Origin of the sequence: Sunxiuqinia rutila (genome assembly GCF_050589705.1) — a bacterium.
In the GTDB taxonomy this organism is placed as follows: Bacteria; Bacteroidota; Bacteroidia; order Bacteroidales; family Prolixibacteraceae; genus Sunxiuqinia; species Sunxiuqinia rutila.
Genome location: NZ_JBNGOT010000013.1, coordinates 55,191 through 69,742, shown reverse-complemented (window position 1 = coordinate 69,742; position 14,552 = coordinate 55,191). Strand labels below are relative to the sequence as shown.

Genomic DNA, 14,552 nt, shown 5'->3' with positions numbered 1-14,552 from the left:
GCTGCTATTAGCGCCTATTGTTTTCAACTGTCTTTCCACAATGCAGAGTCCTGATTTCTATTGAGTCAAAAAGTGTTAATTAACTTTTCAGCAAAGCAAAGTCAAGTACATCCTGAATGGTTTTCACAAAATGAAACTTCAAGCCTTTCAGGTAAACGTCCTTGATTTCTTCCAGGTCCTTTTGATTATCTGCTGACAATAAAATCTCTTTTATTCCGGCACGCTTAGCGGCCAGTATTTTCTCTTTAATTCCACCTACCGGAAGCACTTTTCCCCGCAAGGTAATCTCCCCGGTCATGGCCACATTCTTGCGTACTTTTCGTTTCGTAAGGCTTGATGCCAGCGAGGTAACCATGGTCACTCCTGCCGAAGGGCCATCTTTCGGAATCGCTCCTTCAGGAACGTGGATATGGAAGTTATTTTCGTCAAATAATTTTTGATCAAGCCCCAACTCCTTCCGGTGCGATTTCAGGTATTCCAAAGCCAGCATCGCTGATTCCTTCATCACCTCTCCCAGGTTTCCGGTTAGTGTCAAGCCACCTTTGCCGGTGCTTAGGCTCGACTCAACAAATAAAATCTCGCCGCCATGTGCTGTCCAGGCCAATCCGGTCACTACCCCGGGGATTTCATTCCCTTGATAACTTTCGCGGGTGTATTCCACCACTCCCAAGTACTCCCGAATATCATCTTTCGTCAGCTTCTTGTTAAAAGGCTCTTCAAAAGCGATTTTCTTGGCAATGCGTCGCACCACTTTGGCCAGCTTTTTATCCAGCTCACGAACTCCCGATTCGCGTGTATAATTTTCAACAATGTATTCCAATACCTCTTTTGAAAAACTCACCTGGCTTTTCTTCACCCCATGATTTTCCAGTTGTTTCGGAATCAAGTGTCTTTTAGCAATCTCTATTTTTTCTTCTACAATGTAGCCATTCACATCAATCAGCTCCAGGCGGTCGCGCAGCGGGGCAGCAATTGTGCTCAACGTATTGGCCGTGGCAACAAACATGACATTCGACAAGTCGTAATCCAGTTCCACATAGTTGTCATGAAACTCGCTGTTTTGCTCCGGATCGAGCACTTCCAGCAAGGCCGATGCGGGATCTCCGTGAAAATCGCTGGAAACTTTATCCAGCTCATCCAGAATAAAAACCGGGTTTGATGTTTTTGCTTTCTTAATGTTCTGAAGAATGCGTCCGGGCATGGCACCAATATATGTTTTCCGGTGTCCACGGATTTCAGCTTCATCGTGCAATCCCCCCAAACTCATTCGGATGTATTGACGATTCAACGCACGCGCGATTGATTTCCCCAAAGACGTTTTTCCAACTCCTGGAGGACCGTACAAACACAAAATCGGCGCTTTCATATCCTTCTTCAGCTTCAGCACAGCCAAGTGCTCAAGTATTCGTTCCTTCACCTTCTCCAACCCGTAGTGATCTTCATTCAGCACTTCTTCGGCATGCTTCAGATCAAAATTATCTTCGGTATATTCATTCCAAGGCAAATCAAGCAGGGTCTGGCAGTATGAAAACTGAACCGAATATTCGCCTGCTGCCGGATTTAAACGATGAAGCTTGTTCACCTCCTTGTCAAAAAACTTCGCGACTTCTTCGCTCCATTTTTTGCTTTTGGCAACCTCTTTCATCTCGTTTACTTCCTGCTCAATCGGATTACCACCCAATTCATCCTGAATGGTTTTCATTTGCTGATTCAGCAGAAACTCACGCTGCTGCTGATCCAGGTCCGTTTTTACTTTGGATTGAATATCATGCTTCAACTCCAGCATCTGAACTTCTTTCACCAAGTAGGAAATGGCCTGAATTCCGCGTTCGCGAACGTCGGCAATCTCCAGTAGATTCTGTTTTTCGTCTACACTTAAGTCGGTGTTCGAACAAATAAAATTGATCAGAAATGTAGAGTTTTCAATATTTTTTACAGCAAAAGTAGCTTCCGGCGGAACATTACTTGAGTACTGTGCCACCTTGATGGACAAGTCTTTCAACGAGCTAACAACCGCATTGAATTCGACATTATTCTCTTTGGGAAGTATTTCATCCAACAAAGTAACCTGAGCCCGGAAGTATGGAAATTCTTCCAAATAGTTGGCCACTTCAAAACGACGTTTTCCTTGAATGATAACAGAAGTTGAGCCATCCGGCATTTCCAGAATTTTCAGAATCTGGGCAACCGTTCCAACCTGGTATAAATCCTTTTGATCAGGATCATCAATGCTTCCGTCAATCTGCGTAACAGTTCCCAATAATTTATCGCCCCGAAAAACATCTTGTATTAATTTCAATGATTTTTGCCTTCCGACCGTAATCGGAATCACCACACCGGGAAACAAAACCGTGTTCCGAAGCGGTAAAATTGGCAGTATTTCGGGAGCCTGAAAGTTCTTCAGTTCTTCTTCAGTTCCATCTGCGATGATCGGAATAATTTCTGCATCATCATCTCCCATTCCTGTAAAAAGCATATTTCCAAATGATTGTCCTCTATTTTTTCCCATTGTATCTCTTTCTGTATCGTTGTGTCAATCTGGCGCAATGCCACCCTCCATAAATATGGTCTGTTGTAAGTCAATAGCCATGCCAAGAAAACGCTGTTTTCTTAAAAACGACGAAAAGGAGCTGTTTGCTCAAAAACATGGCTTAGAATTTCCTCATCTACCCGTGTCAGTGTTTTATTGCGGCGCTCCATGACCCGTCCTGCTGTATTGAAAACAGTTTTTAGCGGATGTAGTTTAAACCCTCCCGGTCCACCATCAGCAAAAGAAGGGACAAACTGCCGGGGAAAACCTGAGCCATGAATATTGCAGCCTACGCCAACCACGGTTCCAGTATTGAACATGGCATTAATGCCGGCTTTGGAATGATCTCCCATAATCACCCCGCCAAACTGTAAATCTGTTTTCATAAACCGCTGAGAGCGATAGTTCCAAATTCTTACTTGTTCGTAGCTATTTTTCAAGTTGGAAACATTGGTTCCAGCCCCCAGATTACACCACTCACCCAAAACGGAATGGCCCAAAAATCCGTCATGCCCTTTATTGGAAAATCCCATTAAAATCGACTGACTAATTTCACCTCCTACTTTACAATTTGGTCCAATCGTAGTTGCGCCGTAAATTTTGCTTCCCATATTTACGGTAGCCTGACTTCCCAAAGCAAAAGGACCACGAATCAAACTCCCTTCCATCACTTCTGCATCACGCCCCAGAAAAACCGGGCCATCAGTGGCGTTGATCGTAGCAAATTCCATTTTCACGCCAGGCTCGGCAAAAATATTCTCCGGATGAATTAGCTGATTCGTCAAACTGAGCGTTTCCGACTCGCGGTTAGCTGTCAGCAAATCAAAATCCTGCTGCAACTGATTCGCATTAATCCGTATTAAATCCCATGAATATTGAACAAGCTCCAACGGTTCCGAATATTCAGTCCATTGAACATTGGCTTCATTGACCAGATAGGCGGCCAGCAAAGTCTCATCCAATCGGGCAGCCACCGGATACCCCTGGTAAGAAATTCCGCAACCGTTATTCAGCAGACGCACTTGCTCAACTAAACGATTGGTAGGACACACATTGCCCATAATAAGCCAATTATCCGAAGTCAAGTGCGTCGGATATTTGGGCTGTAAATATGCTTCGGTTTTCCACGAGTAGGTGCCTACCAGGCGATGCTCCCACTTTTCCCGAATGGTCAAAATTCCAGTTCGAAGTTCTGAAACAGGGCGTGTAAAGCAAAGCGGCAGAAGGTCTTGGCGTGCCTGCCCGTCATATAAAATGATATTCATCTTGAGGTTTTTGCAAAAATAAGGCAAAAAAAAAGCTTCGCAAAAAGCGAAGCTTGTATATCGAATAATTCTTCAATTATTTCTTTTTATTATCCATGTGTTTTTTATACCGGTTCATGAATTTGTCAACACGTCCTGCGGTATCAACCAGCTTCATTTTACCCGTGTAAAATGGATGGGAACTACTTGAGATCTCCACTTTTACCAATGGATACTCAACGCCGTCAACCACTTCTGTTTCTTTTGTGTTAACGGTTGATTTAGTCAAATAAACCTGGCCATTTGACATATCTTTAAACGCAACTATGCGATAATTTTCCGGATGTATTTCTTTTTTCATTGCTGATTCTTTTTTCAACATTATTTCAATCGGGTTGCAAAGATAAGTACTGTTTCTTATTTTCCAAAGAAATTTCTCTTTTTATTGCTCTTTTTCAGCTCCTATAATAGGAGCCCGTTCAAAAGGTTTATTCCTGTCGAACAAATAACGCATGGTATGGTGCGTTTTTACGTGCTTACCACCCACAGACTCATACAGGGAAACAATCTTTGGATTGAAGTCGCCCGCCCATGAAAGCTCGACTTCGGTGTACTGCGGCTTATTTTTCATCAGTTTATCCTGATGCCAGAAAATAGCCGACTCAATTCCTGAGCGCTGGTACTTGGGCGTAACCCCCATGATGAGAATCCGGGTACGTGTAATTACTTTTTTCTTCTTGTAATACAAGAACTTCAACATGTTGATGAAATTCAGCTTCCCGTTTAGTTTTTGCAGAATCTGATTAATGTCAGGCACCATCACAAACAAGGCGATGGGCTCATCGTCATGGTAAGCAAACCAAATCATTTCGGGGTCAAGTACCGCTTTCGAATCCTGAATAAAATCGCGTAAATCCTGCGGATCCAGCGGATTAAAATGCTCATGAAAACGCCAGGCTTCATCATAGATATAACAAAAATCCTGAATGAACTTCTCGGCATTGTTGTAGTCGAAATGCTTAAAATTGTAGCCCGGCTTTTGCGCTACCCAGCCAGCAATTTTCCAAAAGCGCTCTGGAAAAGGAACAGAATAATCCAGGTGATAGCTGAACTGCTTAAAGTAGAGCTTGAATCCGTAGTTCTCGAACAACTTCTGGTAGTAATTGGCATTGTATGGCATACCATAGCCTTGAGGCATAAATCCGTCAACCAGCAAGCCCCAGTTCATGTAGTTCTCACCAAAATTAACGGGGCCATCCATGGCTTCCATACCTCTCTCCTTCAGCCAGTCGCGAGCCGTATCAAACAACAAACCGGCGACTTCCTGGTCGTCAACACACTCAAAAAAACCACACCCCCCCGTAGGCTGTTCAAAGGCTTTGGCTTTATCGTAATTAATGAAAGCCGCGATTCGGCCAAGAGGTGTTCCGGCTTCATTGACAATCACCCATCGTTCGGCTTCTCCGTTTTTAAACGAAGGATTCTTTTCCGGGTTGAACGTATTTTCCACCATTCCCTGAATAGGGGCAGCCCAGTTCGGATCGTTTTTATAAATAAGGTGTGGCAGCTGGTGAAACTGCTTTTTAGTTGCTGAATTATTAACTGTGTATAATTGCATGTTTTGGTTCCTAGTTTTGGTGACAAGATACAATAAAAATAAATCTCAGGTACTAAATTTCATTAGTCCACAATGATTGAGGACCGCTTAAACTCTTTGTCCCGGTCAAACAAATAACGCAGTGTGAGATGCGTCTTCATTTTTTTCCCACCAACAGCCTCGAAAATAGAAATCATTTTGGGGTTGAAGTCCCCCACCCAACTCAGTTCCATTTCGTCATACCAGTCTTTTTTCAGTAATACCTGACGAAGCTGGTAAAAAATGGCCGATTCAATGCCTGATTTTTGAAACTCCGGCACAACCCCCATCACCAGCACGCGGCAACGGTTAATTACCTTTTTCCGTTTCAAATAGAGCATCCGAAGCAATTTTAACAAATTCATTTTTCCGCTCGGGAAATACTTAACCAACTGATTAACGTCGGGAATCATCATAAAAAAAGCAATTGGCTTACCATCGCGATACACAAACCAGATAAATTCTTCTTCAAGTATCAATTTCGACTGGCTGATCATGTCGCGCAAGTCCTGTCGGTCAATACGCTTGTAGTTATCATGCTTATTCCAGGCCTTATCGTAAATCTCGATGAAGTCAGTGATGTACTTTTCACACTTTTTAAACCGGAAGTGCTCAAACTTGTAGCCCGGCTTTTTAGACATCCAGGCAGCGATTTTCCAAAAACGCTCTGGCAGATCAGGGCTGGTAATGTTCAAATGATAGCTGAATTGCTGGTAATAGGTTTGAAAACCATAATTTTCCCACAACTGCTGGTAATAACGCGGATGATAGTTCATGCCATAACTTTGCTGCATAAACCCATCGACCAGCAAGCCCCAGTTGAAAAAGTTTTCTCCCAAATTAATCGGACCATCCATGGCCTCCATCCCTTCGCTTTCAAGCCATGCCTTGGCAGTATCAAACAAGGTATTTGCGACTTCCTGATCATCAATGCTCTCAAAAAAGCCAACGCCCCCGGTCAATTGGTCGAACTGACCAGCATAGCCAGAAGTATGAAAAGCAGCAATACGCCCAACCAACTCATCGTTTTTATACAAAACCCATCTACAGGCATTCCCTTTTTTTAGCGCGTTGTTCTTTTTAAGATTAAACACATCTTCCACCATCATGCGTAATGGTGGAACCCAATTTTTGTCGTCCTTGTAAATTATGTATGGAAGTTGATGAAAAGCATCAACCTGCCTTTTGTCCTCTACCTTTACTAACTGCATTTACCTTTATCTTGATTTTTTAAGAGCACCGAAAATAATACTTATCAAAAGAAAATAAAAACAGGGACCGAAGTCCCTGCCTGTTGATATTTTTTCTGTTTAATCGCGACTTGCCAATTTGGATAGCAACCTCAAAATTTCGATGTACAACCACACCAGGGTTACCATGAGTCCAAAAGCACCATACCACTCCATAATTTTGGGAGCCTGTGCGTCGGCACCTCGCTGAATAAAATCAAAATCCAGAATCAGGTTCAATGCAGCAATACCGACCACCACCAGGCTAAACCCGATGCTAAACATGCTGTTCCCGTGTAGAAAGCCAATGTTTGCGCCAAACAAGCCAGCAATAAAACTGATGAAATAAATTAAAGCAATACCGCCTGTTGCTCCAACAATGGCCATTCGGAACTTCCCGGTAGCGCGGATTTTACCTGAGCGAAATAAAAAGAGCATAATGAAAAACACACCGAAGGTCAATGCCACAGCGCGCATCACCATTCCCGGAAACTGCATTTCAAAAAAGGCAGACAGTCCGCCCAGAAAAAGTCCTTCAAAAACAGCATAAATGGGAGCTGTAATATTGGAATAACGGGGACTAAAAACGGTTATCAAAGCCACAATAAATCCACCAATACCTCCACCAATCAACCAGGGAGAAACAACCGAGAAGGCACCTTCTGCCGACCCGTATTCCAACGCTCCAAAAAACTTCCGCCAGGTAAACGTGGCAGCAAAGGCCAATATTAAGAACATCAAGCCCGTCTTATTTACGGTTCCCTCAACTGTCATCACATCCGTCTGAACGCCGGTTTGCACCTTGCTAAACACCGAGTTCGACAATGCAGGGTTCGATGATTTTGTCAAATTCATAATTCGTTATTTAAATTGTTTCCTCACTTACTATAAAAACTGTACCAAATTTTATGTATGCTGCCAATTTGTACAAATTGGAATACGACTAAAAAACTACAGCTCGGCAATATCTTCCAACAACAAGGCAGCCATTTTACGTGCCTGCTCCTCTTCAGCTTCCCGGGCTTGCTCCAGAAAAGAACGGCACGCATCACTCAGCTTATCGCTTCGGTTAATCAAAAGCGTCATGCTCCGGTAGAATACCTGTCCCAGTTCAGGATCCTTAATCAAAGGTTGAATCACCTCAAAGAAAGGCTCAAACATTTCATCAATAGCCTGCTTATCCACCATTGCCAAGCGTCCCATCAGCTGTAAGCCGGTATAGCGAACCAAGTGCTTTTTTCCACGACACCATTCCAACGCCTTAATGTAGGCGAACTTAGAATACACAAAAAGGTTGGCAACTGCCTGTTCGGCTATTTCCGTTGTCACAAAACCTTTGGTCCAAAAATCGAGCTGTTCCTCTGTCACTTTTTCCGGTTCGTCCAGGAGCGTTGCCAAAATCATACTCTCACGCCACTGTTTGTTCCAAAGTTTCAGTGCCAGCAAGTGGTTCTTCTCATAGTTTTTGGCTAGTTCGCGCAACGAAATTACAGAGGCACCCCAGTTTATTCGATACTGCAAGCCCATGCGCTTCATCTGGGCCACAGTTGCACCGTTCTTCAGGCCTCTGATTTTCGCCAAAATCTCCATAAATTGTTTATCCACTACCGGATCGTCAAGAAGTATGTCCATAGTTCAAAATTTCAAATTCGTTCGCACAAAAGTTGAATGAGCAAAAATAGCGAATAGATTAGCTGCCTGAAACTATTCAGCCACTTTATTACCGGGATGTTAAATCCGAATTCGGCTTAGAGGGGAAAAGGAAAAACCAGAAAATCAATCACGAAATAGCTGACAACAAAGACAAAGCTATAGCCAAGATACAGTCGAACAGGAACATATTGAGACATTCCGACATGAAGCTTCTTCCTGACTAAATAAACCAACACGATACGTTCAAACAAATTGGCAAACAGCGTAGCATAGGCCACGCCAATCACCCCCACATGCTGAACCAAAATAACACTCAACCCAACATTCACCACAATTTCACCCAACGACACCAATAAGAAGACACCTGTGATTTGTCGTCCAATCAAAATGGTTTGCGGAAAAATCAAACGCAAGGTAATCAACAGCAAATAAATGTTGAATATCTTTGCACTTAAAGCATATTGCGGGGTGAACACTACAGGAAAAAGCAAATTTGAGCATACCAGCACAACAAGTGTCAGTGGAAAAAGAAAATGCATCAAGCGTGCTGAGCTTGCTTTCAGTTTTGCCAACGCTTCAGCTAAAGACAACCGCCCAAAGTGCGGAATCATACCATGGCTCAAGGCATTGGCCATAATAATAACCAAGGGAAAATCGCGTGCGCCATACCGAAAAACAGCGAACATTTCCGGATTGTAAAAATGCGACACAATGGCACCGTCAATATACTGTCCGGAGCCACTCAGCAAGGAACTCCCAATTAACGGATAGGCCAACTTAAAGTGACGCTTTAAAAATGGCCATGACAGCGAAAAATCAGCATAGCGTTTCAATACGCCCAATAGAAAAACAAAACGAAGTCCGCTAACCAACACCAAGGCCTGAATAGCATACAAAATGGGCCATCCGGCCAAAGGCGGAAGAATAACCAACACAAACTGCACCCCATAAGAAACCAATCCATAAGCAATAATTGCATGGGGTTTATTCTTTTTCAGAAAAAGATATTCGATAAAATTTGAAGGCGAAGCCAAAAAGAGATAAACCAGTAACCAGTTGAAAAACGGTATTTCAGCATTTCCGTTAAGCACAACCTGAAATTGCTGCTTGAAGATCAGCAAAAACAAAACGGCCAGGGCACTGAATCCCAGTAAAAGCAAAAAGCTATTGAAGTAAAGCACAGCCCCACTTTCTTTGGCGCCCGTTTCCTGCTCCTGATCGTCCAATGCCAGAAAAGCTTGCAACACCCCCCGAAGCCAAAAGAAGGAAAGCGCACCAGCAATAAATAAAAAGGATTCGTACTGCCCAATTTCCTGCCTGGGATAAAAACGAACCAAAACCACCCCGATCAGCAGCAAAACAGCAAACCGCAGCATTTGAATAAACTGCAAACTGGAAATTGTTGTAATGTATTTTCGTGAAAAAATCATGAATTCATCGCTTTAAGCCGCAACAAGTCAACGGCATTCCTCTGCGCGCTTTGTAAACATACGTATTAATAGTTAAGGACAAAGTCAACAAACGGCTACCGCTTGCACTCCTCCCCGACCATGCTGACTTCACCCCAAAGTCCCTTTCCAACCAGATCGTATGCCAACTCAGAACCAGGCTGGCCAACAACCCACAAAACTATCATTTTCAAAAATTCAGTTTAATTGCTGAAACGGGGCTTTAATATACACATAAAACAAAACCAGCAAAGTAACGAAGCTGACCTCCTTCCTGATCACTGCAATGCTTGATTCTGAAAAAAAATCCAGCTCAAAACTCAGCGAAACAAACTTAAAATTAAAGACAAAACGATGCGAAACACCTCATTAACAGAAAGTAAACTTATAATTTAGAACGATTACAAATTACGTCACAATTCACTAAATATCAGAATAAAAGAAAGCAAACGCCAAGTCAAAATCGAACTCAAAAGTCCCAACACATCTACAAACCAACACATATCAATAGCTTGATTTGTAAATATCGATATATTTGCATGTAAGAAAAGAACATTAGTTCAACGAATTTGACTCACATTAAACCTTACGCTCATGAAAGTCATGTATAAAAACATACTTTTTATCATCCTGGCAGTCATCACTGCTCTTGTTCTGGTTAATGTACTTCACAAACAACCATCGTACAACCTCAAACTGGAAACGTTAAAGCAGGAATATGCCATCAAGCCAACGCCTTCTGTTGACCACAGCAAACTTCCGGCCTTGCAGAAAAAGTTCAACACACCACAGGAAGTAACCGAGGCCTGTATTTCATGCCATACGGAAACCCACAAAGAAATTATGAACTCCTCACACTGGAACTGGGAGCGCCTTTCCTATGTTGAAGGGCGGGGAATTTCGGCATCCGGGAAAAACACCGTCCTCAATAATTTCTGCATCGGCTCCAACTCCAACCAACAAGCCTGTGCTGCCTGCCACATTGGCTTTGGCATGAATGACAATCATTTCGACTACAACAATGCCCTGAATGTGGACTGTATGGTTTGCCACGACAACAGCGAAGAATATAAAAAAGGTTCCTCCATGGCAGGTTATCCCGACCGAACGGTTAACCTCGAAAAAGTAGCACAGTCCGTAGGTATTCCGGAACGAAACAATTGTGGCTCCTGTCACTTCTTCAGTGGTGGTGGCAACAATGTGAAACACGGCGATCTCGAAGTGGCTCAACTGTCAACCACTCGCGAAGTGGACGTTCACATGGCAGTAAACGGCATGAACATGAGCTGCGTGGACTGCCACACTGCCGAAAACCACCAAATCAAAGGAAAACTCTATTCTGTATCAACAAGCAATACCGACCGGGCCACCTGCGAGCAATGCCACACCAGCACCCCGCACTTCAGCCACGTGCTCAACCGGCATGGATCCAAAGTGTCGTGCCAGACCTGCCATATTCCGGAGTACGCCAAAGTTAATGCGACCAAAATGGCCTGGAAATGGTCGGAAGCCGGCAAACTTAAAGATGGTCAGCCCTACTCCGAAGAAGACTCCATTGGCAATCACCGGTACCTCTCTATTAAAGGATCATTTAAATGGGAGAAAAATGTCAAGCCCGACTACGTCTGGTTCAACGGAACAGCTGACCAATACCACTTGGGCGACAGTATCACAACACTGCCGCTACAAATCAACACCCTGAATGGCTCCTACAACGACAAAAACGCAAAAATTATCCCGGTAAAAATTCATGTGGGTGACCAAATCTTCGATAAAAAATACAAACGACTAATTCAACCCAAACTCTACGCAGCCAACCAAGGCGACAGTGCTTTTTGGAAAGATTTTGACTGGGAAAAAGCTGCCGCTGCCGGAATGCACGACGTAGGCTTACCTTTTAGTGGCGACTATGGCTTTGTGGAAACCGAAATGTACTGGCCGGTCAACCACATGGTAGCTCCCAAAGAACAGGCACTGAGCTGCGTGGAATGCCACTCCCACAACGGAAGGCTGGCCGAACTTACAGGCTTTTACATGCCCGGACGTGACCGAAACAAAACACTTGACACGGCAGGAACATGGCTGATCGTGCTGGCTCTGATCGCAGTCATTGGTCATGGATTGATGCGAATACTGACGAACATCATAAAGAACAACTACGAAAAACAGGTCATTGATTATGACAAACCCGACATAACCGATTAAGCCAACACAGTTATACGTTCATTTTACAATTAACTTATCAAGCTATGCGAAAAGTATATATTTATAAAGGGTTTGAACGCTTCTGGCACTGGACACAAGCCTCGCTGATCATGTTTCTGGCCCTAACCGGTTTTGAAGTGCACGGAACATTTGAAATCTTTGGATTTGAAAAAGCAGTCCAATTCCACCGGGCAGCCTCGTGGATGCTCATCGGCCTGATTGTGTTTGCCATCTTCTGGCACATCACCACTGGCGAATGGAAGCAATACATTCCAACCACCCAAAAGCTCAAAGAACAAATTCTCTATTACCTGTCCGGAATTTTTAAAGGCGAAAAACACCCAACAACCAAAACGGAACTCAGCAAGCTAAACCCTTTGCAGCGCATCGTTTACCTCAGCTTCAAAGTTATTTTGATTCCAATGACAATTATTTCCGGCATCTTCTACATGCTTTACAAAACCATCGACCAGAATAACCTGGTGGTTGTTGAAGAGTTCCCGTTGGAAAGTATTGCGTTTTGGCATACTCTGGGAGCAATTCTGCTAATGGTTTTTCTGATTGTTCATGTTTACATGACAACAACCGGCGAAACCCCTACCTCTAACATCAAAGCCATGCTAACCGGCTACGAAGATTTGGAAGATTCCGAAACACCGAATGAATCACCTAAAACAATTTAATACAATGAAAGCCAAACCATACATGAATCCTTATCTAGCCGGCTTCCTTCTGGGACTGGTTCTGCTAACTACCATTTACATTACCGGTCGTGGACTGGGAGCCAGCGGCGGTGTAAAAAGTGTTGTTCTCACACTCATCTCAGATGTTGCCCCATCTCACACGTCCAATACGCCCTACCTGGCCAACTACGCTGAAACTCATCCTGGAGGACCATTGAAAGACTGGCTGTTCTTTGAAATCGTCGGCGTACTTATCGGGGCCTTCCTTTCGGGAGTCATCAGCAACCGCATGGGTTTAAAACTTGAGCGTGGACCAAGAATCACGAACCGCACCCGAATTATTGCGGCAATCATTGGTGGCTTTTTGTTTGGGCTGGGCTCTCAATTGGGACGAGGATGCACCAGCGGGGCGGCCTTGAGTGGCATGGGCGTCATGTCACTGGGAGGCATCATCACCATGCTGGCCATTTTCGGAACCGGTTACTTTTTCGCCTATTTTTTCCGCAAACTCTGGCTCTAGCCTTTAATTCAATCATTCAGAAAATCAATTATTCATAGATTATGGGACCACTAGTACCTTATCTTATCAGCAACGAATTTAACTTGATGATCGCCTTACTTGCAGGCATCGGCTTTGGTTTTGTTTTGGAACAAGCGGGTTTTTCATCCACCAAGAAACTGGCAGGACTTTTCTACGGTTATGATTTCACCGTTTTGAAAGTCTTTTTCACGGCTGGAGTTACAGCCATGATCGGCGTAATTCTTTTCGCGCACTGGGGCATACTCGACCTGAGCCTAATCTACATCAACCCGACCTTCCTATGGTCTGCCTTATTTGGGGGTGCCATCATGGGCCTTGGATTTATAATTGGCGGCTTTTGCCCCGGAACCAGCATTTGCGCGGCCGCCATTGGCAAACTGGACGGTGTAGCCTTTGTATTTGGCTCGGCCCTCGGCATTGTGGCTTTTGCCGAAAGCTTCCCTTTGCTTGAAAACATTTACCTGGCCGAAAACTGGGGACCTTTGCTCATCAACGAAGAACTAGGCTTGTCAAAACCGCTTTTTGCCTTGCTGCTTACCGCCGTGGCGCTTGCCGCCTTCTACCTGACACACCTGATTGAAAACAAAGTTACCCGGCGCCCAACCGAAGTTACCCCCAAAAAACGAATCAACTATGCGCTTGCCGGGGTTCTCGGATTTTTCCTGATTGGCATTGTCGGGTTCACTCCCTCCAAGGAAGAGATTGTTGAACAGCGAGTAAGCTCACCCAAACGTCATGCTTCTTATGCGTTTAATGAAGTAACTTCAGATCAGCTGGCTTTTGAAATTGCGAATAATTTTCACCAGATCAATATTATCGACGTCCGTTCACCGGAAGAATTCGAAGCCTATCACCTTCCACTGGCCATTAATATTCCGGCAGAGGAAATTATGGATCGAAAATGGCAAAAGATTTTTCAGCAGCGCATTAAATCCAATTATTTCTATGCCGACACCGACAGCCTCGCCAAAAAGGCGTATTTATTATCGAACTACGCCGGACGGTCAAGCAATTTTCTATTGAAGGATTCGCCAGAGAATTTCAGAAAGCTTTACACCAACCTGACGCCTCCGCAGGCTAATGCCTCCAAAGAAATCACAAATACTTATCAATACAGGAAAAAACTAGCGCAGGACATGGACAAGCTGGTCAAAGCCATGAGCAACCTCAACAAACCGGTAGAGATAAAAACAGTGGCTGCCAAAGGCGGATGCTAAAGGCAAGAACCTATCTTTATACGCTTACAGGAAACCGAAGACCTCGGTTTAGTACAAACAAAAAAGGTGAATCAATTGATTCACCTTTTTGTTTAGCTGTTTCTTCAACTTCAGGCAGAACAAAAGAATCGAAAAAGGGGTGACATGCCTGGTAATCGCAGCTTAT

General features: G+C 43.9%; 12 protein-coding genes. 4 read left to right on the top strand and 8 right to left on the bottom strand.

The features are described 5' to 3' along the window. Positions 1-79: 79 nt before the first annotated feature. From lon to ACRD6K_RS15515, 8 genes are all read right to left on the bottom strand, one after another. The gene (gene lon / locus ACRD6K_RS15550; protein WP_430974001.1) at positions 80-2,509 is read right to left on the bottom strand and encodes an endopeptidase La; all 2,430 of its coding nucleotides are present in this window, start codon (positions 2,507-2,509) and stop codon (positions 80-82) included. Positions 2,510-2,610: 101 nt separating this feature from the next. Continuing rightward, complete coding sequence (locus tag ACRD6K_RS15545) at positions 2,611-3,795, bottom strand: GlmU family protein (RefSeq protein ID WP_430974000.1); 1,185 nt, start codon at positions 3,793-3,795, stop codon at positions 2,611-2,613. Between the two features lie 76 nt (positions 3,796-3,871). Continuing rightward, positions 3,872-4,135, bottom strand: coding sequence for a type B 50S ribosomal protein L31 (locus tag ACRD6K_RS15540; protein ID WP_299576135.1), 264 nt, complete (start codon positions 4,133-4,135; stop codon positions 3,872-3,874). Positions 4,136-4,216: 81 nt separating this feature from the next. Next, positions 4,217-5,392, bottom strand: a complete 1,176-nt coding sequence (locus ACRD6K_RS15535; protein WP_430973999.1) for a GNAT family N-acetyltransferase — start codon at positions 5,390-5,392, stop codon at positions 4,217-4,219. Between the two features lie 62 nt (positions 5,393-5,454). After that, positions 5,455-6,621 (bottom strand): GNAT family N-acetyltransferase, encoded by a 1,167-nt coding sequence (locus ACRD6K_RS15530; RefSeq protein WP_430973998.1) that lies wholly within the window; start codon positions 6,619-6,621, stop codon positions 5,455-5,457. Between the two features lie 99 nt (positions 6,622-6,720). Then, on the bottom strand, positions 6,721-7,494 hold the full coding sequence (locus ACRD6K_RS15525) for a Bax inhibitor-1/YccA family protein (RefSeq protein ID WP_299576129.1): 774 nt from the start codon (positions 7,492-7,494) through the stop codon (positions 6,721-6,723). Between the two features lie 96 nt (positions 7,495-7,590). Continuing rightward, on the bottom strand, positions 7,591-8,271 hold the full coding sequence (locus ACRD6K_RS15520; RefSeq protein ID WP_430973997.1) for a DNA alkylation repair protein: 681 nt from the start codon (positions 8,269-8,271) through the stop codon (positions 7,591-7,593). A 116-nt stretch (positions 8,272-8,387) separates the two neighbouring features. Then, positions 8,388-9,722, bottom strand: coding sequence for a lipopolysaccharide biosynthesis protein (locus ACRD6K_RS15515; RefSeq protein WP_430973996.1), 1,335 nt, complete (start codon positions 9,720-9,722; stop codon positions 8,388-8,390). 612 nt (positions 9,723-10,334) lie between these two features. Between ACRD6K_RS15515 and ACRD6K_RS15510 the strand changes: the two genes are divergently transcribed. From ACRD6K_RS15510 to ACRD6K_RS15495, 4 genes are read left to right on the top strand one after another with little or no spacing between them, the layout of a single operon-like run. After that, positions 10,335-11,945, top strand: a complete 1,611-nt coding sequence (locus ACRD6K_RS15510) for a tetrathionate reductase family octaheme c-type cytochrome (RefSeq protein WP_430973994.1) — start codon at positions 10,335-10,337, stop codon at positions 11,943-11,945. Between the two features lie 44 nt (positions 11,946-11,989). Next, entirely contained in the window at positions 11,990-12,628 is a 639-nt protein-coding gene (locus ACRD6K_RS15505) for a cytochrome b/b6 domain-containing protein (RefSeq protein ID WP_430973993.1), read from the top strand. A gap of 4 nt (positions 12,629-12,632) precedes the next feature. Beyond that, positions 12,633-13,148 (top strand): YeeE/YedE thiosulfate transporter family protein, encoded by a 516-nt coding sequence (locus tag ACRD6K_RS15500; protein WP_430973992.1) that lies wholly within the window; start codon positions 12,633-12,635, stop codon positions 13,146-13,148. Positions 13,149-13,189: 41 nt separating this feature from the next. After that, positions 13,190-14,386, top strand: a complete 1,197-nt coding sequence (locus ACRD6K_RS15495) for a YeeE/YedE thiosulfate transporter family protein (protein ID WP_430973991.1) — start codon at positions 13,190-13,192, stop codon at positions 14,384-14,386. The last annotated feature ends 166 nt before the right edge of the window (positions 14,387-14,552 follow it).

Bases quoted from the DNA above. Each gene is read 5' to 3' on its own strand.
- ACRD6K_RS15530 (WP_430973998.1), bottom strand. From the start codon at position 6,621: ATGCAGTTAGTAAAGGTAGAGGACAAAAGGCAGGTTGATGCTTTTCAT.
- ACRD6K_RS15520 (WP_430973997.1), bottom strand. From the start codon at position 8,271: ATGGACATACTTCTTGACGATCCGGTAGTGGATAAACAATTTATGGAG.
- ACRD6K_RS15510 (WP_430973994.1), top strand. From the start codon at position 10,335: ATGAAAGTCATGTATAAAAACATACTTTTTATCATCCTGGCAGTCATC.
- ACRD6K_RS15535 (WP_430973999.1), bottom strand. From the start codon at position 5,392: ATGCAATTATACACAGTTAATAATTCAGCAACTAAAAAGCAGTTTCAC.
- ACRD6K_RS15545 (WP_430974000.1), bottom strand. From the start codon at position 3,795: ATGAATATCATTTTATATGACGGGCAGGCACGCCAAGACCTTCTGCCG.
- ACRD6K_RS15500 (WP_430973992.1), top strand. From the start codon at position 12,633: ATGAAAGCCAAACCATACATGAATCCTTATCTAGCCGGCTTCCTTCTG.
- ACRD6K_RS15525 (WP_299576129.1), bottom strand. From the start codon at position 7,494: ATGAATTTGACAAAATCATCGAACCCTGCATTGTCGAACTCGGTGTTT.
- ACRD6K_RS15540 (WP_299576135.1), bottom strand. From the start codon at position 4,135: ATGAAAAAAGAAATACATCCGGAAAATTATCGCATAGTTGCGTTTAAA.
- ACRD6K_RS15515 (WP_430973996.1), bottom strand. From the start codon at position 9,722: ATGATTTTTTCACGAAAATACATTACAACAATTTCCAGTTTGCAGTTT.
- ACRD6K_RS15495 (WP_430973991.1), top strand. From the start codon at position 13,190: ATGGGACCACTAGTACCTTATCTTATCAGCAACGAATTTAACTTGATG.
- ACRD6K_RS15505 (WP_430973993.1), top strand. From the start codon at position 11,990: ATGCGAAAAGTATATATTTATAAAGGGTTTGAACGCTTCTGGCACTGG.
- lon (WP_430974001.1), bottom strand. From the start codon at position 2,509: ATGGGAAAAAATAGAGGACAATCATTTGGAAATATGCTTTTTACAGGA.